The organism is Desulfogranum marinum (genome assembly GCF_016918565.1).
Lineage (GTDB): Bacteria > Desulfobacterota > Desulfobulbia > Desulfobulbales > Desulfobulbaceae > Desulfogranum > Desulfogranum marinum.
The window spans coordinates 100,740-119,886 of record NZ_JAFFQD010000002.1 but is presented as its reverse complement, the minus strand read 5'-3'; the positions used below and the strand labels follow the sequence as shown (position 1 = coordinate 119,886).

Below are 19,147 nucleotides of genomic sequence, written 5' to 3'. Positions count from 1 at the left end.
TACCGTCTCTTTAATCATTATCAGGCAACTAAATGAACAGAGACCCAATTGGTTTCCTTAATCGAACCTTATTTTCAATAGGAGTTGCTCCGTAAAACCGCTGTGGAGAAACCTTGAAAAAACTCAGCAAAATGTCAGAGATACGAGGCAAAGGAAACAATCTCATGGCCCAGATTGTTGAAAATTTTCCAGTGGCAACTTTTGTCATTGACCACCAGCACCGCATTTTGCACTGGAACAGGGCATGTGAAATTATCACAGGAGTTTCAGCCAAGCGCATGCTCGGCACGACCAAAACCTGGGAGCCCTTCTACCCGGAAGAACGACCCGTGATGGCAGATCTCATTGTTGACGGCAAGTTGGACCAGATAGCACACTATTATGGTGCCGGCTATTCCCCTTCACAAATTCTGGAAGGTACATGGGAGGCAGAAAGTTTTTTCCCCCACTTACCCAATGGAGGCAAGTGGCTTGCCTTCACAGCAGCAGCTCTTACCAATGATGACGGCGAAATCGTCGGCGCCATTGAAACGCTGCGCGACATCACCGCTGAAAAAACATCTGCAGCAGCGCTAAGGGAAAATGAGCATCTTTTACACGAAATTATAGATGGTTCCCCTGTACCCATGTTTGTCATTAATACTGATCACCAGGTGACTCACTGGAACCGCGCCTGTGCCGCACTAAACGAGGTTCCCGCACAAGATATGGTTGGAACCAGCAATCAATGGAAGGCTTTTTACGATGCTAAACGGCCTGTGATGGCGGACCTGATCGTCGATGGCCAAGGAGATCAGGTACCGGAATATTACCAGGGCATCTGCAAAAATTCTCCGCTGGTCAAAGGGGCCTGGGAAGCAACAGCTTATTTCCCCCACTTTCAGTCAGGTCCCAAATGGCTTTATTTTACGGCAGTGCCGCTCTACGGCCTTGACGGTAATATAGTTGGCGCAGTGGAAACCCTCCAGGATGTGACTGAGCGTAAACAATATGAACAGCAACTCGAGACAAAGGCAAACTTTGATACCATGACCGGCCTGGCCAACCGTAACCTGCTTGACAACCGTCTCCAGCAGGCAATTATCATGGCCAAAAGAGATCAGCAGCAACTCGCCCTCCTGTTTCTTGACCTGGATAATTTCAAGCAAATCAACGATACCCTTGGCCACACCGTGGGTGATCAGGTGCTGAAAGCTATTGGCAAAAGGATTCTTGGTTGTGTGCGGGAGGTGGACACTGTTGCCCGAATTGGTGGCGATGAATATGTAGTTCTCCTCTATGCCCCGGAGAGTGAACACCAGGTCACGACCATTGTTCGCAGGCTGCTCGATGAAGTAAGCCGGAAACTCCCCATTGCCGGGAGGCAGCTCTACAACGGCTGCAGTATAGGTATTGCCCTGTACCCAAAAGACGGTGATACTCCTGAAACCCTTATGATGCATGCTGATACAGCCATGTACAGGGCTAAGGCCAATGACAAAGGATGGTTCCGCTACTATGCCGAAGGATTGACCCAGGAAGCAGCCAAATGGATTGAGCTCAAACAGGATCTTCACAACGCACTGCAAAAAGAACAATTGGAGCTTTACTACCAGCCCCAGTTCGACCTCAAAACGCATAAGGTAATCGGCGCCGAAGCACTGGTTCGCTGGAACCATCCCACTATGGGGTTGCTCCTGCCCGACAGTTTTATTCCGATCGCCGAAGAAACAGGGCTCATTCTTCCTTTGGGAGACTGGGTAGCACGCCAAGCAGTGACAGAAGCGAGTACCTGGAAAAAAGAAACCGGATGCAATCTGCGGATATCAGTCAATGTATCGGCCAGACAGTTTCGATACCAGGAATTGGTTGACATGCTCGATGGCGTCCTGAAAAAAACCGGTTTTCAGGCGATAAATCTAGAGCTGGAACTGACCGAGAGCCTGGTAATGAATAATCCACGCAGGGCAGCTGTTCGACTCAATGAGTTAAAAGAAAAGGGTTTTTCCCTGGCGATGGATGATTTCGGCACCGGTTATTCCAGCTTGGCCTATATCCACCGTTTCCCCTTTGACATGATCAAAATAGACAAATCCTTTATCTGTGATATAGGAAAAAATGCAGACGCCGAGGCGATTGTCAGCGCCATGCTCGAACTTGGTAAGGCACTGGGGCTGCGTATGGTTGCTGAAGGAGTTGAGACGGAAGCACAGAGAGACTTTCTTGCCGCCAAAGGATGTGACGAGATCCAAGGATTTCTGTTCAGCAAGCCTCTACGGGCGGAGGCTTTTCTCCAGCTGCTAAAAAAACAAGCTAGGAACCTGTAATGACAAAACGTTCAGCGTCTTGTTTACTAGCGCTCCGTTGTGGCCAGTTTAAGGGCTAAGCCGAGAAAAACCGTACCAGCGACCCTGTTAAGGATAAGCTGGATGCGAGACGATTGTTTCAACCACCTGCCAAGAGTGCCTGCCAGTAGAGCAATAGCTCCAAAAATAACGATGGTGGCAATGATAAACAAACCACCCAGGAACAGCATCTGGATGGTTATCGCCCCTCGCTGCGGATCAGCAAATTGTGGTAAAAATGCTAAAAAGAAAATGGACACCTTGGGGTTGGTGATGTTCATTATGATGCCACGACGGTAGAGTTTCCCATACTTTATGTGGCCGTTTTGGCTGTTCCGGATTGCAGTAGCAGGCGCACGAAAAGCCCCCCATGCCAAATAGACAAGATAGGCTGCTCCAACAAATTTAAGGATGGTAAACGCCAGTACAGAGGTCTGAAAAATAACGGCCACGCCAAAAGCAACGGCACTACTGTGGACAATAAGTCCGGTGCAAAGGCCGAGCATGACAACAATCCCGGCAAGTCTTCCGTGAAGGGCGGACTGGGTCAGGACAAAAATATTATCCGGGCCGGGAGCCAAGGCAAGCAGTATGGAGGCCATAAGAAAAGTCATCTGGGTTTCGATCGGTAACATTTATTTCCTCATTTTAGACTGATTTCCAATGAAAGAGTAGAGATGCTGCTGCAAATTGTTCAGTTACACCCCTGAAAGAGGGACGCAGCCACTCTATTATGTACCCCTTATCCCTAAAAGGTGATGACTCTTCCCCAAGATTCGTTTCTATGCGTCTATGGTACGAAAATCCTTTATGGAAATGCTCATATTTTCTATGGTTAAGCTGCAAATCTACCACAGACCAGTTCTTATAACCAACACTTACACCACTAAGACCACAACAGAAAACACACAAAAAAGCCTCTTTTAGGAAACCAAAGCTATGGCGGAGAAGAGAGAAAAATGAACAATCCGATAACAGATATATATCAAGGCTGGGTTATTTCAGTAAAGGCGGAGAAAAACATGTGCGCCAACTTCAGCTTTGATATCACCAGTCCTTCGGGCTACACCCAGCATGTCGCCATGGGTGGTGAAAACCAGCGACGGGCAGTAGAAAGAGCACGGGAAATGATAGATATGGAAATCGCCCTGCTTGAAGAAGAATAGCGTTGTCTTGCGACCAAGCAATAGTTACAGCTTGACAAGGAGATGCAACACATATATAGATAGTTAGCCAGTATCTCTCCTCATCACTGAGTTTTACATTTACGCCAATAGAACTACGCGCGGGCTTGATAACTCTTTGATTTATCATATCTAAAAACTGTAACTGATTGATCAAAATTAGCCATCTGGAAAAGCGCCCCCAGGATTGAATGCAAGGGATATTCATTCTAATCCTTTCTTTTTATTGTCTCCTGCTTCAGCAAAAACCTCATTTTTTACTACTGAATACGATCCGTTAACTCTACGACACCAACACATGGAACAACACAATGGATGAACAGGCTACGTTTAATCATCCTCTACAGACCTTCCCCGAACATCTTATCCGGATGGGGTGGACCAGCCATTTTCAGACAGCACTGGAAGAACTCCCCTCTCCCTGCACACCAGCAAGGGTCATTGGGGGGTGTAAGAACAGCTTTCTGGTCAACCAGGGAACCACCCCTTTCAGTGTAGCTCCAGCAGCGACTCTGGAGTACACTCCAGAGGGAATTCAGCCGGTAGTAGGTGACTGGGTAGTGGTTAAAGACGAGATCATTACCAGCGTTCTGGAAAGAAGAAATATACTGGTAAGAGGTGCCGCCGGCAGCAAACACAAGCAGAAAACAGGCCAGGTAAAAGAACAAATAATGGCGGCAAATATTGATACCGTCTTTATTGTCTGCGGGCTGGATCGTGATTTTAACCTGCGACGGCTTGAACGTTACCTGACCCTGGTCTATAACTGCGGCCTCACCCCGGCAATCGTGCTCACCAAAGCCGACCTTGAGCAGCATCCTCAACAAAGGGCAGATGAAGTAGAGGCCATAGCCTTTGGTGTACCGGTACACTTGATATCAGCCCATGAGGAGAACGGGCTATCTGCCCTTGATGGATACCTTGCCCCTGGTCAGACAGTTACCCTGATCGGTTCCTCAGGTGCAGGGAAATCTACGCTGATAAACAGGCTTTACGGCGCAGATCTGCAAGCTACGGGAGCTGTCAGCAAAAGAGTCGGCAAAGGCAGGCATACCACCACCACTCGAGATTTAATCACACTCCCTTCAGGCGGCATGGTGATTGACAATCCAGGCATGCGGGAAATAACTTTCAGCGACGATCACGGCGCCCTTGATACAACCTTTCCGGAAATCGAATTTCTCACTCGATCATGCCGGTTTGCAGACTGCAGTCACACCCATGAACCTGGCTGTCAGGTTTTGGATGGTGTCGCCTCCGGGCAAATCCCCAGGGAACGGTTGGACAGTTATCTTAAAATGCAGCGTGAACTCGCTTTTTTCGCAAACAAAGAGCAGAAATCCGCCCCTCAGATAGAAAAAGAAACCTGGAAAGGGGTATCCCTGAAAATAAAAGCGATGAAAAAAGGAAAAAAGAAGGGATAACATTGCAAGACCAAGAGCTCGAATCAGTTATACACTCGCGGATCAGTCTCTTTAATGATCACATTGACATTTTTTTTATTAAACCCTTTATACCCATCCCGACGTTGGATATTTTCCAGGTGACTGCCGAGCACTCCTTTGTGTAAAAACTGCTCTGCTTTTTCTTGGGTAATTCTTTTTTGCTCCAGGAGATTTTGTACTCGTAAAGGATCGACCTCCCAGATCTCGCCTTTACTAAAGGCCTGTTTCAGGTACTCAAAGTCACTAAAGGGCGCCATAAACGCTACTCCATATTGCTCCACATCCTGAACAAGGTCGCCAAAGAGACAGTCCACGGCAAGGTGATGCATTCCCGCCTTAAGGATCGAATCACCATGCAGCGCGCACCACAAACCAACGGTTCCCAGCTGGTCCCGTTCTTCCAGCGGCTGGGTGGAAAAATCAACACTGACCTCTTCGGGGGCTAGATCAACATCCAAAAAAAGGGACAAACCAGCGGTACTGTTTTCCATCACCTGGGCACCCCACCCGGCTTCTTTGCCTGCGTAAAAACGCTCCCTTTTGGTAAAGCCCAACCGAATGAACAGGTCAACCAGCCGGGTAAAATATTGTCGTGAGCTGCGAAAGGTATGGTGATCGTTGTTTGCCCATCCCATACCAAGGATGTCCTGCCGCATCTTCTGGATGCGAGCCGCATAATTTCTGGAAAGCCAGTAACGACGCTCCCCTTCGCAAACAATGTGGGCGGCTAGATCCGGGCCGAAACTGCGCACAAGGCTGTCTACGGTGGCGAAAATTGCTGAAAAAGCCTGCTCTTCATCGACCAGGCCACGAGGGATAAGCTGCCACTGTTCAAGCCCGGTCTGGTATTGCTGCTGAAAGCCATCTGCAAGCGACACCGTCTGCATTGCCCTGGTTCCCCTTCTCTCTACCGCATACAGAGCGGCACCATTGTCCAGCGACACGCAGCACTGCCGAAAAGGAGCCAATGGAGCCCCCTCGATAGTTCCGTTGAATCCGTTAAACTGAATAAAGTCTGCAATATTCTCCACCCGCAGAGCCACCCCAGGATGATGGCTAAACTTGTTGGCAGAAAAAACCACTGCCGGCAACATGACACCAGGGTACACATAACTGGATACAGGTTCACTCTCTTCCCTAACAAACCCCATTTCGCTCAGTTTGGTACGGATATGGAGAGAATCCTCAACTACAAAATGATCGATCCAGTCAAAAAGACGGGTACTGGTCACAGCCTTTAACTTTGCTTCCAGCTGCTCAAGATCTCGATTATTTCCCCGAAAATCAGCAAGCAACTGAAGAAGAAAAGATTCGACTTCCGGTCGCCGTTGCCAATCAAACTGTTGCTGTTCGCCCATGGTTACCCTCGACTTTTATTATTGATGTTGTCGTAAAAAGTCCGATCTACGGTGTTACAGGTTTTACCCGAGGCTTTGACATACCATATGTATAGTCAAAGCCTCGAGCAAAACACTGCGCCTTGTATATCAAACGTTTGTACTTAGCCATCTTTAGTGAGTGATGGATTTTTTACGAGTCCATCATTACTGGGTGCAGGTTATTATTCAGCAATTCCTGAAACTGATGGATTAATGATATTGTATTTTACTCAGTATGTTGCGGATGATGCCTATTACCTGTTGAATTTCATTGCTGTTGACAATTAAATGGGGCCGAAAGCGGACGGTTTTTTCCCCGGCGCCCAACAGAAGCACTCTTTGCTTGAACAGCTCGCTCAACAACCGGTTTCTTGTCTGCTCTTCAGGCAGGTCAAAAGCGCACATCAGTCCCCTCCCCCGAGCACCGGTTACCATATGCGGGAAATCCCGGCCAAGCTTTTCCAACTCGCTGAGAAGCAGTTCCCCCTGGCGGCGACTGTTGTCCACCAGGTTTTCTTCTTCGATAATACGGAGAAGATGAGCGCATCTTGCCATATCAATCAGGTTGCCGCCAAAGGTGGAATTAATTCGGCTGGATTCCTGAAAGACATTGTTATCCACCTCATCAATACGGCGTGAGGCCAGAATGCCGCAAACCTGTGTTTTTTTGCCAAAGCACAGGATGTCCGGTCTCACGTTAAAATGCTCGTGCGCCCAAAACTTACCGGTTAATCCTACACCACTCTGCACTTCATCCATGATGTAGAGAATATCATGCTGGTCACAAATCTGCCGAAGCTGCTGCAAAAATTGTGGTCGAAAATGATTATCCCCCCCTTCCCCCTGGATCGGTTCAATAATAAGCCCGGCAATATCGTCTCCTTCAGCCGCAATCACGTCGTTAATCTGCTGGACCGCCACTCCTTCGAGTTCAGCTACCTGCTCAAGGCTTTCTTGATTGATGGGAAAAGTTATTTTTGGATTGATGATACGCGGCCACTGCAGAGAAGGGAAAAATTTTGTTTTCCGTGTATCAAAGGTATTGGTCAAGGAAAGAGTGTATCCGGACCTCCCATGAAAGGCCTGCTGAAAATGGATAATTTTGCTCCCTTTCTGGACCTTGGCTCCCTTTACAAAATTCTTACGCACTTTCCAGTCAAAGGCTGTTTTCAGTGCATTTTCAACTGCCGGGGCACCGCCTTCGATAAAAAACACATGGGGGAGAGCTGCAGGCATGGCCAGCTTGGAAAAGGTAGCCACAAATTCGGCAAAGGTTTCAGTGTAGACATCAGAACAGGAAGGCTTCTGGATAACCAGTTGTGCCAGTTGATCCTTAACCGCCAACAGTCGGGGATGATTGTATCCGACGGCCATGGATGCATACATGGAAAAGAAATCAAGGAAACGATCACCGCTGAGTTTGTCAACCAGATAGGAACCACTGGAATTTTCCAAATCCATGACCAACTCAAGCCCGTCTGCCAATATGTGCTTAGCAAGTACAGTTTTCACTTCATGGGGTTGCACCATCTGTTTCCTCCTCAAATAGCCAGAATCGTTTTCCTTCTTTTCTTTTAACCCATAATAAAGTCCTTACACTGTGCTTACAGATACGCTCGCATTCAAAGTTGAAAATTAATACCCTGAGCCAGGGGCATGGTTTTCCCGTAATTCACGGTAACAGTCTGGCGGCGCATATAGGCCTTCCAGGCATCAGATCCTGATTCACGTCCACCTCCGGTCTCTTTTTCACCACCAAAGGCGCCGCCGATTTCGGCACCGGAAGTACCAATGTTAACATTGGCAAGGCCGCAGTCAGATCCGGCAACGGAAAGAAAAGTCTCTGCCTCGCGCAGGTTATTGGTAAAAATAGCCGACGAAAGTCCCTGCCTGACTCCATTTTGCAAGGCTATGGCCTGGTTAACATCACCTTTATATTTTATCAGATACAATATGGGGGCAAAGGTTTCTTCCTGCATAATAGGCAGGTCTGCTGTTGCCTCGACCAGGGTTGGCATAACATAGCAACCAGAGGTGTACCCATTACCGGTGAGCACCTTGCCTCCGAAGAGAATTTTACCTCCCTGTTCCCTGATGGTCTCGATAGCCAGGTTAAAATCACTCACTGCTTTCCGGTTTACCAAAGGACCAACGTGATTAGTGGAATCAAGCGGATTACCGATCCGCAGGCTGCCGTAGGCCTTGACCAATGCTTTTTTCACCTGCTTATACAAGGAATGGTGAATAATAAGTCGCCGGGTGGTGGTACAGCGCTGCCCAGCAGTGCCTACAGCTCCAAATACCACTGCGGGAACGGCCAGCTCAAGGTCTGCCTCTGGAGTAATCACGATTGCATTGTTGCCGCCAAGTTCAAGAATAGATTTACCGAGCCTGCCTGCCACAACACCGGCAGCGTGGCGGCCGGTGGCAACAGAACCTGTAAACGAAATGAGATGTAAGCGGGGGTCGGCAAGCATTTTTTCCCCGATGGTTCTTCCACTGCCGATAAGCAGTGAAAAGATACCTTCCGGCAAATCATTTTTTTGCAGGACCCTGCTAATGATATGCTGCACGGCAATGGCGGTCAGGGGAACCTGTGAAGAAGGTTTCCAGATACAGACATTGCCACAGACTGCTGCAATCATAGCGTTCCACGACCAGACAGCCACAGGAAAATTAAACGCTGTCAGCACTCCCATAAGCCCCAGGGGATGATACTGGTCATACAGCCTATGCTCCGGTCTTTCCGAATGCATGGAAAAACCATAAAGCATCCGGGACTGCCCCACCGCAAAATCACAGATATCAATCATCTCCTGCACCTCGCCGTAACCTTCCTCCAGGGATTTTCCCATTTCACAGGAGACAAGGTGTCCCAAAGCCTGCTTGTGCATACGTAATTCAAGCGCTATTTGGCGAACAATTTCGCCTCGTTGCGGCGCAGGCATTTGGCGCCACATGGCAAAGCCCTCTTGGGCCCGAGCAATAATTTTTTCATATTCTTTTTTTCCTGCTCGGTTAACAGCACCTAATTTTTTTCCGTCAATGGGTGAATGTACCTCAAGCCAATCATCATTAGCCGGAGTAATCCACTTGGCTCCGCTCGCAATCCCATTGTTTCTTTTTTTTATGCCCAGTTCTTTCATGAAATCCATGGTCACTCCTCTACATCTTTGCTCTGCCATATAATGCGGATTTCCGACATGATGGAAAAGATCGTTGCAGTGGTTCATGAGAAAAAAATTGTGCATGCTGCCGTACTCTACAACAGAAGCTTTAACAATTAAACAGTGTGCATTTTACCCCGGTCAGTCAACACTAAGTAAGGAGGCTTACGCAACCTCGGCAGGTAAAAAAAAGTCTGAGAATAATTGTCGTTACGAATCGTAAATGCTCTAATGGGGAAGAGGCCCACCAGGATACGGATCATTAATCCTGGTGAGTCAAGGCTGTGCAAAGCCCAGCGAGCAGAATGTGGCTTATGTACTTGAGCACGTCACTCTATGAAGGCGTGGCAGATTACTTCTGCTCGGCTGTCTTTTTATCAGATTCGCAGCAGCTACGCAAAAAACGGCCGGATACGATCTGCTAAAAACAACTTACGTAAGCAGGTAACGGACAAGCTCCAGTTCTTCATCAGTCAGTGTAAAATCAAAAATATTGAGATCTTGTTCCATGTGCTCAACAGAACAGGTACCGGTAAGCGGTACAACATTGAGCTGGTTGAGATAGCGAAATAAAAGCTGAGGCTCTGTTTTCCCATATTTCCTTGCCATGGTCTGAATCATTGTATTTGCAAGGATATGGGGGTTGGCCGTCAAAATCCAAAACCCCTGGTAAACAATCCCCTTTTCATCACACCAGCGACGAAGAGCGGCATCAAATCCTGTTTCCCGGTAAAATCGATTTTGAACAATCGTAGGTTTCACCACTGCATCGGCATACAATGCCTTGAGCAGGGTGAGGTCATAGCAGTTACAGATACCGAGCTGACGGGCTCCACCGGATTGCTGGATTGCCTCCATCGCCCTCCAGCCGTTCATCAATGCAGAATATGGTCCAAAAGGTGAATGTAAAAGTAACGCATCGATATATTGAGTTTGCAGGTTATCTAACGAGACGGCAAAAGACTGCGCAATCTGTTGTTCCAGTGAAGCATTTTTATCATAAGGAATGTTGTGCGGATCATGTCCTGCCAGGGGAGTAAATTTAGTTTGTAAAAACAATGCTTCACGCTCAATTCCTCTTTCTCGCACCCTGTCCAGAGCAACCCCGACAAGCTTTTCATTATAGTGCTTTGGCTGACATGCGGTATCAATCCCCCTGAACCCTGAACGTACAGCCTGCTCTACCAAGTCTGCAGTCTGTTCCTTTTTCCAGGCTGTGCCGTAAATAATTGGGGGCATTATCGCTCTGGAAGCGGTATTCTCTCCTTGCTGAGATGCCATTACGTCCCTCCTGAAAACTCTAAAAAATTATTTTTTGCTCACTCCCGGGAAGCATTCCCTGCCAATACAGAAAAACAAGCTCCCTGCAACAGTGCCCCAATCAAAATGTAGAAGGATAGTATACATGTAAAAAGTAAACCAAAATAATCAACCATGAGGGGCAGCAACGGTAATTTAATGGCCCTGCTATAAAAAAAAGTCACAATCAGCCGGTCACGCATTCCATGACGGCGTAATTCTTCTATCATGGGATACCAGGCATACATAGGTCCGTGGCTTATTACACCTGCAAGGAGCGCAAGACACCATCCTTTATACCCACTCTCTCTACCAAGATGTTTTACGATCTGCCGAGGTCGCAATGCGGCATTTATTGCTGCAGTACAGACGATAACAACTACAAAAATTGGTACTATTTTGACCAATGAATGCAACCCGTTGTATAATGCGACTCGTGCAGAAGAGAAGTCCCAAACAAACATAATGAGGTATACACATACAACGGCAAGAAAAAAATATTTCCCGCGCAACGTAAAAGGCTGCGTTTGCTCTTTCATGCAAGCACCCCCATAGTCAAGGCGGTGGCCAAGGCAATGAGGACTGTACCCAAAAAGGCCAGTACATTACGATACCAGGTAAAACGCACCCCAAGTATCTCTGCCTCAGCTGGCAAATGAACAAAGCCGAGGGTGACCCAGGAAAGAATAAAGGCAGTTACCGCATAGAGTGAAATCCCTTTTCCCAGCAGCTCACCACCGATGATATAGCTCATCATCGCATTCCCGGAAGCAGCAGAACCGGCAAGGGTGCCGATCAGGGTATCGAACATTGGGTTACCGGAAAAAAAAGCTGTCAGCATCTGTGGAGTAACATAGGTTTGCATAAGCCCGACAAGGCCGATCACCCCCAGCAATATAGGTGTGATGGATAAAAACATAAGACCGCTTCTTTTCAATGCCTCTAAAAAAGACTGAGGAGGAGAATTCCCTTTTTTTTGACCTTTTTCCATACCAAGCAATTATGCGCCATCCCGCGCTTTCAATAATGTTATGGCTACCAAGAGAACAGACTCACATGTCTCCCGAAGCAGCTCTCATACAACTCATACCCATAACCGACACTATATCCTCGACGCTAACTAACTGCTATCACTTTCTTTTCTACAGACAATATCAACCCAGAAAAAGCCGATCAAAAGCCTGCAGAAGCTATATTATCGATACGTTCACCTACACGGATATGGCTCCTTTGAGACACGCTCCAGAACGTATGTAGCCCCCATCAGAGCAATATCCGGCCTCATGAGCACCAATAACCGACATTTATAACCTGGAAAAATAGTGCTCCCAACCGCTGCCGGGCTTGAGATAGTCACCTTTTCGATTGTGATGATCGGTTAAATCCTTTAAGGTGTTTCTCTACATCAAAAATACTTCAGAATCCCTCTTTACATCTCATATATATTCATTACAGGACACCTACAGATCACTCATTCCAGCACATATCGGGTAGGTATCCTTAATTCACTGTCATCTGTTAAAGCTCCTCCACAATTCTATGGCTATTGTACGAAAAAAAAGAAAATCCCAAAAAGCCCCCATGCAGTTCGTTGCTACCTGCGGGGCAGGTATTGAGTCTCTTGTTCAAGAAGAAATCATTTCCTTTGGTGGTAATGAGGTAACGATTACTCCCGGAGCGGTTTCGTGGTCCGGCTCTTTGCAGTCTGCTTACCGTGCCTGCCTCTGGTCCAGATTTGCCTCGCGCATTCTCCTCCAGATCGCCAAGTTCGATGCACCGGACACCGACATCCTTTACGAACGTGTGGGCAAAGTCCTCTGGGACGAACATTTTGACCAAAACACTACCTTTGCCGTGTTTACGACTCTGGTGGATGCAAAAATTACCCACAGCCAGTACGCCTCACTCAGGGTCAAGGATGCCATAGTTGATCAATTTCGAAAACGTTTCGGCAAGCGGCCAACCATTGACGCCTATCAACCACAGGTACGCTTTAACCTCCATGTAAACGGCGTCCATGCAACACTGTCTCTCGATCTCTCTGGAGACAGTCTTCATCGTCGCGGCTACCGAACAACCGGCGGCGAGGCACCGCTTAAAGAAACACTGGCTGCAGCACTTGTACACCTTTCCGGGTTTGTCGAGCAACTCGATGAAGACAGCTACTTGCTTGATCCCATGTGCGGTAGCGGGACTTTGCTGATTGAAGCGGCACTGATGCTCAGTAATACAGCTCCAGGACTCCTGCGCAAACGCTTTGGGTTTATGTCCTGGCTCAAGCATGATCGCCGCCTCTGGGAGCTATTGGTCAACGAGGCTCTGGAGCAGGAAGATGAGGGCGCCCTTCGCAAACTGCCGCAGATTATCGGTTACGATGCAGATCCACGGATCATTGCCGCGGCACGGCAAAATGTTATCGCGGCCGGAATGCGCGAGTTTATTACCATTCGCCACCGTCAGGCTGCCCACCTCCATTGCCCGGGTCCAAGGGGATGCATGATCACCAATCCTCCGTATGGTGACCGACTCTCTGATAAACTGGCTGTCAAATACCTTTACCGTTTTTTCGGCAGACGCTTCCGCAACGAATTCAAGGGATGGCAGATAGCCTTTTTCACCGGTAATCCCGACCTGGCCGAAATGACAACCATCCAATGGCAACAGCGCCATAAATTGTATAATGGCCCTATCAGGTGTCAACTTTTGGTTGGTGATCATGAACCGTTTCCCGAACGCCCCCAGTTGGAGTGGCACCCGGCAGAACCGGCGGAAGATTGTCAGGCACTAGACTTTGCAAACCGCCTTCGCAAAAATTTCCAAACCATTGTCCCGTGGGCGGAAAAAGAGAAGATTAGCTGCTTTCGTCTTTATGACCGTGATATCCCTGAATATAACGTCGCCATTGATATCTACGAAGAATGGGTCCATGTACAGGAATATGCGGCTCCACCATCGGTTGATCCGGAAAAGGCGGCTGAAAGGTTCACTTTGGCCATGCAGACCATCCGTGAGGTACTGGACGTACCTCGCAGTCGCATCTTCATAAAGACCAGGAAAAAACAAAAAGGAAAAGAACAGTACCAGAAAAAGGATCATCAACAGAAAAAAAGCAACAAAGCCGCACCGCTTTATGAAGTAAGAGAAGGTGGTTGCCGTTTTCTTGTCAACTTTACTGACTACCTGGACACCGGGCTCTTTCTTGACCATCGTATCACCCGCAGCCTGATCGCCGAACAAGCGCAGGGCAAGAGTTTTCTCAACCTCTTCGGCTATACCGGATCGGCAACGGTCTTTGCCGCCCACGGGGGAGCATCCGCAACTACCACGGTTGATCTTTCGGAGATCTATCTCAACCGGGCCAGGGCAAATCTATCCCTTAATGGGTATGGGTCCATCCTCCACCAGACAATAGAAGCAGATTGTATGCAGTGGTTAAAAACGGAAAGAAGCCGGTACGGCGTCATCTTTGTTGATCCGCCGACCTTCTCCAATGCCCGGCACCGTCAACAGACCTTTGATATCCAGACCGACCATGAAGAACTGCTGCAACTTGCCATGCAGCGACTATCGCACACAGGGGTGCTGTTTTTTTCAACCAATTCCAAAAAATTCAAGCTCGCAGAAACACTGTCTCAGGATTTTGAGGTCAAGGACATAACCGAGCAGACCCTGCCGTTTGATTTTTCGCGTAAGTCGCCAATCCATAGGTGCTGGACATTTACTCATCACCAGGAGGAAGAAAACGACAGTGTCGAATCAGGATTATAATCCTTCGCAGGAACGCATCCAGATTGTTGACAGAAACGATGTTCCGCTAACAAGCGCCACCCGCGGAGAGATGCGCCGGCAGCGACTTATTCACCGAGCAGCTTATATTCTTGTCTTTAATGAGGCGGGCTGCCTGTTTATTCAAAAAAGGACTATGACCAAGGATATTTATCCCGGCTACTGGGATCTTGCCGCTGGAGGGATTGTGCTGGCCGAAGAAAGTTACGAGGATGCGGCAGCCAGAGAACTAGCAGAAGAGCTGGGGGTGACTGCCGGTCCCTTCCAGCATTTGTTTGACCAGTATTTTGAGGACAGTTCCAATCGAGTTTGGGGACGGGTATTCTCCTGTACCCACAACGGCCCGTTTGTCCTCCAAAAAGAGGAAATTGAACATGGTCACTTCATCCCGCTCAGTGATATAGAGTCTCTCCACGAGCGAGAACCATTTACACCGGACAGCATGCCGCTCCTGAAACGTATTCCGGCATTAGGCAATCCTAAAAAAATGAGCAACAGGTGAGCTGAAGCATACGGAGCTGTGTTCAGTATGTTTTTATCCCTGTTTCCTTTTCCTCCATCCCTTTCTGCGTTTTAATATTTCCAGCAGCTTAAAACTCAAAAAATAGACCACAGCACCACTCACCGCTCCAGCCAGGATGCTGCCAAGAATCAAGGGAGCTATAATGTCCTTGCCCAAATGCATGAATGTCATAACCTGGGCATGGATCTCGAAGATATCAAAACTTGCCAACTTCTTGGTAATTTCAATCAGCTTACTGGAAACTTCCTTAACAGGCGGTCCCTCCAGGAAGAGGCAACCGAGCCAATAATTAAAGGTATATAGCGGTGCCATGGTCACCGGGTTGGTTATCCAGACCGGAACGACGGCAGTAACACGATTCACATTGATTAAGGTTGCCACAAACAATGCCAGTACGACCTGCACCCCGATGGTCGGCGTAAAGGCGATAAAGGTGCCCAGACCAAAACCGCCGGCAATGGCTGTTGTGGAACCACGAAGTTTGATTATCCAGCGCAGAACCGGCCTAAGCTTAAAAAGCAGGTTCTTCCTGGGTACTCCCGGCTCGCGGCCGCCGTTACTTGTCTTCATTCACTTTTTTCCTTCCCAACCTCTGAAAGCTGAGGGGTCCACCCCAGTCAGACTCCTTTTTTATTTCCAGAGTGTCAGCAATTCGTAGACACCCTTGGTCGCAAATGCAGCCATTTGTGGAAATAATTCCGGTGCAAAGGGCTGCCCTTCAGCAGTAGACTGGATCTCTATCCAGCGACCATCGCCACACATCACAAAGTTGGCGTCAACATCGGCGCTGGAGTCCAGAGCATAGTCTAGATCGAGTACCACTTCACCGCCAATAACCCCCACGCTTATCGCAGCTACCGGAAGGATCTCCGGCAAGGTAGCTATTTTCCCCTGGGCAACCATGCTTTCAATGGCTTGACGAAGTGCCAGTGCTCCACCGGTAATAGATGCGCAACGAGTGCCTCCGTCAGCATTGATTACATCGCAATCTACCCTATAGGTATATTCACCCAACTCATTGAGATCAACCATCATCCGCAAAGATCGACCGATAAGGCGCTGGATTTCATAGGTCCTTCCTGATCGACCGGAAACAGCCTCACGTCGACCTCGAGTATGGGTAGCGCGCGGAAGCATGCCATATTCTGCAGTTATCCACCCCTGCCCTTTCCCAGCAAGAAAAGAAGGTACCTTGGCTTCGACAGATACGGCACATAATACATGGGTGTTCCCCATTCGCATCAACACAGACCCCTCGGCTTGGGGCTGTACATCGTACTCCACGGAAAAAGTCCGTAAACTGTCTATAGGACGCTCTTGCATAAAGCTACCTCCACTACATGCATATTGTATTCTGGAATTTTTACAGGATGGAACATCCTTTCGGATACCCGGTAATGCTACAAGATGACCAGAGTTACCCCCGGGTTAGCTCGATTGAGATCGCGATGGTCGGCAAGAAAGGGAAAGCGGCGGAGCAACTGGCGGCCACGGCCGGAGTTGCGGGAAAAATCTTCCCCTGGAATCATATCATTAATCTGGTGCTGATGTTGAAGGTATCTGAGATACTGACGAACCTCACGCCGAATGCCGCCACCCTTGCCGGAAGAGCCATATCCATGGATCAAGGTAATAACCTTTATCCCTTGTCGCCCGCTGAAAAAAAGCTCGTTGCGCAGCCGTTCAAGTGCCTGCTCAACAAGCGGCATTCCCTTTTCCAAATTAATAATGCGATGCAGCACCCCGCCGGTTTGTTTTGTCAAAACAACGCAGGGAGTTTGACAAAAAAGACAGATACTATCCGTCGGTTTAATAGAGTTGCCGCAAACTTCGCAGATTACTGTAAAAGCCATACTCAAAAAGGCCGGTTATCAAACCCTGCGAACCTCGATCACTTCAGGCATTTGTTGTAGATGCTGTTGTAATATCTGCAACTGCTTGAGATCTACAATCTCAATGACTACCTTGATCTCAGCAATATTTTCTACATTTGTCCGGGCGGTCAATTCAACAATATCAGCATCATCAGAACTAATAGTACCACTCACCTCAGCGAGAATACTTTTCCTGTTTTCCGCTTTGATGAAAAGTTCCGTGCGATGCGTGGTTTTTAACGCTCCTGACCAACTCACATCTATCCAACGGGAGGGATCAGTGGCACGAAGATTGGGGCAATCTGCGCGATGAATAGAAATGCCGGAACCTGTGGTTATAAAGCCCATAATATTATCACCAGGAATAGGACGACAACACTGGCTGATTTTAACCAGCATGTCATCTACACCATCAATATCGATCGATTCCTTTGCGGGTGTCTGTGCTCTGTTTTCCTCTGCCCGACGGGTACGCTCAAGCATTTCCGCTTCTCTGCGCTTCTCTTCAGCCTCTCGAAACTCCTCTGGTTGAAGGGATCGTACCAACTGGGGTATGGTAATGCCGCCTGAGCCGACCTTGATCATCAGGTCATCAAGGGAGATACAACGCAGATCTTTTAAAAGCAGACGCAGATGACCACCTTTAACCAATCCACGGATGGAAATATTATATTTCCTGAGTTCTTTTTCACAAATTTCACGACCAAGCTTGAGAGAACGTTCTCGCTCTTCACGTCGTAGCCACTGTCGTATTCTTGTTTTTGCCCGTGATGTTTTAACAATCTGTAGCCAGGCGCGCTTTGGATGTTGCTCTTTCTTGGTTAATATCTCTACGATATCACCACTTTGCAGTTCCTGTTTCAGCTGGACCATCTGCCCGTTTACTTTCGCACCAACACAGGTATCTCCCACTGCGGTGTGGATTGCATAGGCAAAATCAATGGGGGTAGAGCCACGAGGGAGCTCGCGCACCTCTCCGGTGGGTGTCAATGCATAGACATCAGGCTCAAACAGTTCCCCGCGAACGGATTCCATAAATTCGCCTGGATCCTCAACATCTTGCAGCGTTTGCACCAACTTTTTCAGATCCTGGAAAAGCCGAGCATCGCTACCTGAAATCTTTTGCCCTTCTTTATAAGCCCAATGGGCAGCAACACCTTCCTGGGCGACCTTATCCATCTCTTCGGTACGAATCTGGATCTCGATAAAATGCCCATGGGGACCAGCTACGGTTGTGTGCAATGATTGGTAATTATTGGATTTTGGTGCGCTGACAAAATCTTTAATCCGGCCGGGGACCGGCGTCCATTCACCATGCACGGTACCGAGTGTTTCATAGCACTCCTTCACTGTGCGGACAATGATACGGAAGGCAACCTTGTCGTACACCCTCTCCAGTGGTATTTTCTGCACAACAAGCTTTTTATAAATAGAATAAATGTGCTTGGGACGTCCAATAATCCGGACAGGATATACCCGATTATGCTTCAGCTTGTCGTAGAGGATATTGATAACCTCTGTTACATAGGCTTGTCGCTCTTCAAAAGTACTTTCCAGATGCCTGGTAAGGTCTTCATACTCGGCAGGAAAAAGATATTTGAAAGCCAGGTCTTCCAGCTCGCGCTTCAGCCATTCAATCCCGAGACGACTGGCAAGAGGCGCATACAGATCCATGGTCTCACGGGCCTTGTGACGACGTATTTCCTCGTCTACGGAATCCATGATCAGCATGTCCTGCAGACGATCTGCAAGTTTAACCAGCAGTACCCGTATATCTGCCCCTATGGCCAGCAGCAGCTTACGGATATTCTCCGCCTGATGGGCAAGTTTTGAATTATACCGTACGTGGGTAATTCTGGTAGCGCCATCAACTATATGTGCGACATCTTGACCAAACTTTTTTTCCAATTCCGCCAGAGTAGCGACTTCTTCCTTTAAGGTCCCATGGAGCAATCCGGCAACGACCGTATCAAGGTCCAATTTCATCGCTGCCAGGCTGGATGCGACTTCAACCAGGTGCTGTATGTAGGGCTCTCCAGAGGCATGTTTCTGGTCCCCATGCCGTTCGCAGATAAACGCATAGGCGTTTTTCAGCGGAGTCAGGTCTACATCGTGCAGATAACCGGCAGTGAGTGAAAGTAGGTTATTGATATTGGTCATGCTCCC

General features: G+C 48.2%; 16 protein-coding genes. 5 read left to right on the top strand and 11 right to left on the bottom strand.

From position 1 onward, the window contains the following. Positions 1 to 113 precede the first annotated feature (113 nt). A complete protein-coding gene (locus tag JWH17_RS02420) occupies positions 114 to 2,306 on the top strand; it encodes a sensor domain-containing protein (protein WP_205220961.1) in 2,193 nt (730 codons plus the stop codon). Between the two features lie 26 nt (positions 2,307 to 2,332). On the opposite strand, the gene JWH17_RS02415 is transcribed toward JWH17_RS02420, so the two are convergent. After that, positions 2,333 to 2,959, bottom strand: a complete 627-nt coding sequence (locus JWH17_RS02415; protein WP_205220960.1) for a LysE family translocator — start codon at positions 2,957 to 2,959, stop codon at positions 2,333 to 2,335. Between the two features lie 324 nt (positions 2,960 to 3,283). On the opposite strand from JWH17_RS02415, the gene JWH17_RS02410 reads away from it, so the two are divergent. Both JWH17_RS02410 and rsgA read left to right on the top strand, forming a co-directional pair. After that, positions 3,284 to 3,490 (top strand): hypothetical protein, encoded by a 207-nt coding sequence (locus tag JWH17_RS02410; RefSeq protein WP_205220959.1) that lies wholly within the window; start codon positions 3,284 to 3,286, stop codon positions 3,488 to 3,490. 329 nt (positions 3,491 to 3,819) lie between these two features. Beyond that, positions 3,820 to 4,932, top strand: a complete 1,113-nt coding sequence (rsgA, locus tag JWH17_RS02405) for a ribosome small subunit-dependent GTPase A (RefSeq protein ID WP_205220958.1) — start codon at positions 3,820 to 3,822, stop codon at positions 4,930 to 4,932. Between the two features lie 23 nt (positions 4,933 to 4,955). Here the strand turns inward: rsgA and JWH17_RS02400 are convergent, their stop codons facing one another. The 6 genes from JWH17_RS02400 to JWH17_RS02375 all read right to left on the bottom strand — a co-directional run bounded on the left by JWH17_RS02400 (position 4,956) and on the right by JWH17_RS02375 (position 11,717). After that, positions 4,956 to 6,311 carry a hypothetical protein gene (locus tag JWH17_RS02400; RefSeq protein WP_205220957.1) on the bottom strand — a complete coding sequence of 452 codons (1,356 nt, stop codon included), beginning with the start codon at positions 6,309 to 6,311 and terminating at the stop codon, positions 4,956 to 4,958. Between the two features lie 231 nt (positions 6,312 to 6,542). Continuing rightward, positions 6,543 to 7,862 (bottom strand): L-lysine 6-transaminase, encoded by a 1,320-nt coding sequence (gene lat / locus JWH17_RS02395; RefSeq protein WP_205220956.1) that lies wholly within the window; start codon positions 7,860 to 7,862, stop codon positions 6,543 to 6,545. Positions 7,863 to 7,954: 92 nt separating this feature from the next. Beyond that, positions 7,955 to 9,487: an L-piperidine-6-carboxylate dehydrogenase gene (gene amaB / locus JWH17_RS02390; protein WP_205220955.1), complete on the bottom strand. Its 1,533-nt coding sequence runs from the start codon at positions 9,485 to 9,487 to the stop codon at positions 7,955 to 7,957. A gap of 444 nt (positions 9,488 to 9,931) precedes the next feature. Beyond that, on the bottom strand, positions 9,932 to 10,780 hold the full coding sequence (locus JWH17_RS02385) for an aldo/keto reductase family protein (protein WP_205220954.1): 849 nt from the start codon (positions 10,778 to 10,780) through the stop codon (positions 9,932 to 9,934). A 38-nt stretch (positions 10,781 to 10,818) separates the two neighbouring features. After that, the gene (locus tag JWH17_RS02380; protein WP_205220953.1) at positions 10,819 to 11,337 is read right to left on the bottom strand and encodes a permease; all 519 of its coding nucleotides are present in this window, start codon (positions 11,335 to 11,337) and stop codon (positions 10,819 to 10,821) included. Further along, complete coding sequence (locus tag JWH17_RS02375) at positions 11,334 to 11,717, bottom strand: permease (protein WP_232370838.1); 384 nt, start codon at positions 11,715 to 11,717, stop codon at positions 11,334 to 11,336. The genes JWH17_RS02380 and JWH17_RS02375 overlap by 4 nt, the downstream gene beginning before the upstream one ends. Before the next feature lie 620 nt (positions 11,718 to 12,337). Here JWH17_RS02375 and rlmKL point away from each other — a divergent pair. Continuing rightward, positions 12,338 to 14,566, top strand: a complete 2,229-nt coding sequence (rlmKL, locus tag JWH17_RS02370; protein WP_205220951.1) for a bifunctional 23S rRNA (guanine(2069)-N(7))-methyltransferase RlmK/23S rRNA (guanine(2445)-N(2))-methyltransferase RlmL — start codon at positions 12,338 to 12,340, stop codon at positions 14,564 to 14,566. Continuing rightward, a complete protein-coding gene (gene yfcD, locus JWH17_RS02365; protein ID WP_332468353.1) occupies positions 14,547 to 15,086 on the top strand; it encodes an NUDIX hydrolase YfcD in 540 nt (179 codons plus the stop codon). The genes rlmKL and yfcD overlap by 20 nt, the downstream gene beginning before the upstream one ends. Before the next feature lie 33 nt (positions 15,087 to 15,119). On the opposite strand, the gene JWH17_RS02360 is transcribed toward yfcD, so the two are convergent. From JWH17_RS02360 to JWH17_RS02345, 4 genes are all read right to left on the bottom strand, one after another. Further along, positions 15,120 to 15,677 (bottom strand): DUF2062 domain-containing protein, encoded by a 558-nt coding sequence (locus tag JWH17_RS02360; protein WP_205220950.1) that lies wholly within the window; start codon positions 15,675 to 15,677, stop codon positions 15,120 to 15,122. Positions 15,678 to 15,737: 60 nt separating this feature from the next. Next, positions 15,738 to 16,430: a ribonuclease PH gene (gene rph, locus JWH17_RS02355; RefSeq protein ID WP_205220949.1), complete on the bottom strand. Its 693-nt coding sequence runs from the start codon at positions 16,428 to 16,430 to the stop codon at positions 15,738 to 15,740. 77 nt (positions 16,431 to 16,507) lie between these two features. Then, on the bottom strand, positions 16,508 to 16,960 hold the full coding sequence (locus JWH17_RS02350; protein WP_205220948.1) for a Smr/MutS family protein: 453 nt from the start codon (positions 16,958 to 16,960) through the stop codon (positions 16,508 to 16,510). Positions 16,961 to 16,978: 18 nt separating this feature from the next. Next, positions 16,979 to 19,141: a RelA/SpoT family protein gene (locus tag JWH17_RS02345; RefSeq protein WP_205220947.1), complete on the bottom strand. Its 2,163-nt coding sequence runs from the start codon at positions 19,139 to 19,141 to the stop codon at positions 16,979 to 16,981. Positions 19,142 to 19,147: the final 6 nt, after the last annotated feature.

Bases quoted from the DNA above. Each gene is read 5' to 3' on its own strand.
- rph (WP_205220949.1), bottom strand. From the start codon at position 16,430: ATGCAAGAGCGTCCTATAGACAGTTTACGGACTTTTTCCGTGGAGTAC.
- JWH17_RS02400 (WP_205220957.1), bottom strand. From the start codon at position 6,311: ATGGGCGAACAGCAACAGTTTGATTGGCAACGGCGACCGGAAGTCGAA.
- JWH17_RS02415 (WP_205220960.1), bottom strand. From the start codon at position 2,959: ATGTTACCGATCGAAACCCAGATGACTTTTCTTATGGCCTCCATACTG.
- JWH17_RS02410 (WP_205220959.1), top strand. From the start codon at position 3,284: ATGAACAATCCGATAACAGATATATATCAAGGCTGGGTTATTTCAGTA.
- JWH17_RS02375 (WP_232370838.1), bottom strand. From the start codon at position 11,717: ATGTTTTTATCCATCACACCTATATTGCTGGGGGTGATCGGCCTTGTC.
- amaB (WP_205220955.1), bottom strand. From the start codon at position 9,487: ATGGATTTCATGAAAGAACTGGGCATAAAAAAAAGAAACAATGGGATT.
- rsgA (WP_205220958.1), top strand. From the start codon at position 3,820: ATGGATGAACAGGCTACGTTTAATCATCCTCTACAGACCTTCCCCGAA.
- JWH17_RS02385 (WP_205220954.1), bottom strand. From the start codon at position 10,780: ATGGCATCTCAGCAAGGAGAGAATACCGCTTCCAGAGCGATAATGCCC.
- lat (WP_205220956.1), bottom strand. From the start codon at position 7,862: ATGGTGCAACCCCATGAAGTGAAAACTGTACTTGCTAAGCACATATTG.
- JWH17_RS02350 (WP_205220948.1), bottom strand. From the start codon at position 16,960: ATGGCTTTTACAGTAATCTGCGAAGTTTGCGGCAACTCTATTAAACCG.
- rlmKL (WP_205220951.1), top strand. From the start codon at position 12,338: ATGGCTATTGTACGAAAAAAAAGAAAATCCCAAAAAGCCCCCATGCAG.
- JWH17_RS02345 (WP_205220947.1), bottom strand. From the start codon at position 19,141: ATGACCAATATCAATAACCTACTTTCACTCACTGCCGGTTATCTGCAC.
- JWH17_RS02380 (WP_205220953.1), bottom strand. From the start codon at position 11,337: ATGAAAGAGCAAACGCAGCCTTTTACGTTGCGCGGGAAATATTTTTTT.
- JWH17_RS02360 (WP_205220950.1), bottom strand. From the start codon at position 15,677: ATGAAGACAAGTAACGGCGGCCGCGAGCCGGGAGTACCCAGGAAGAAC.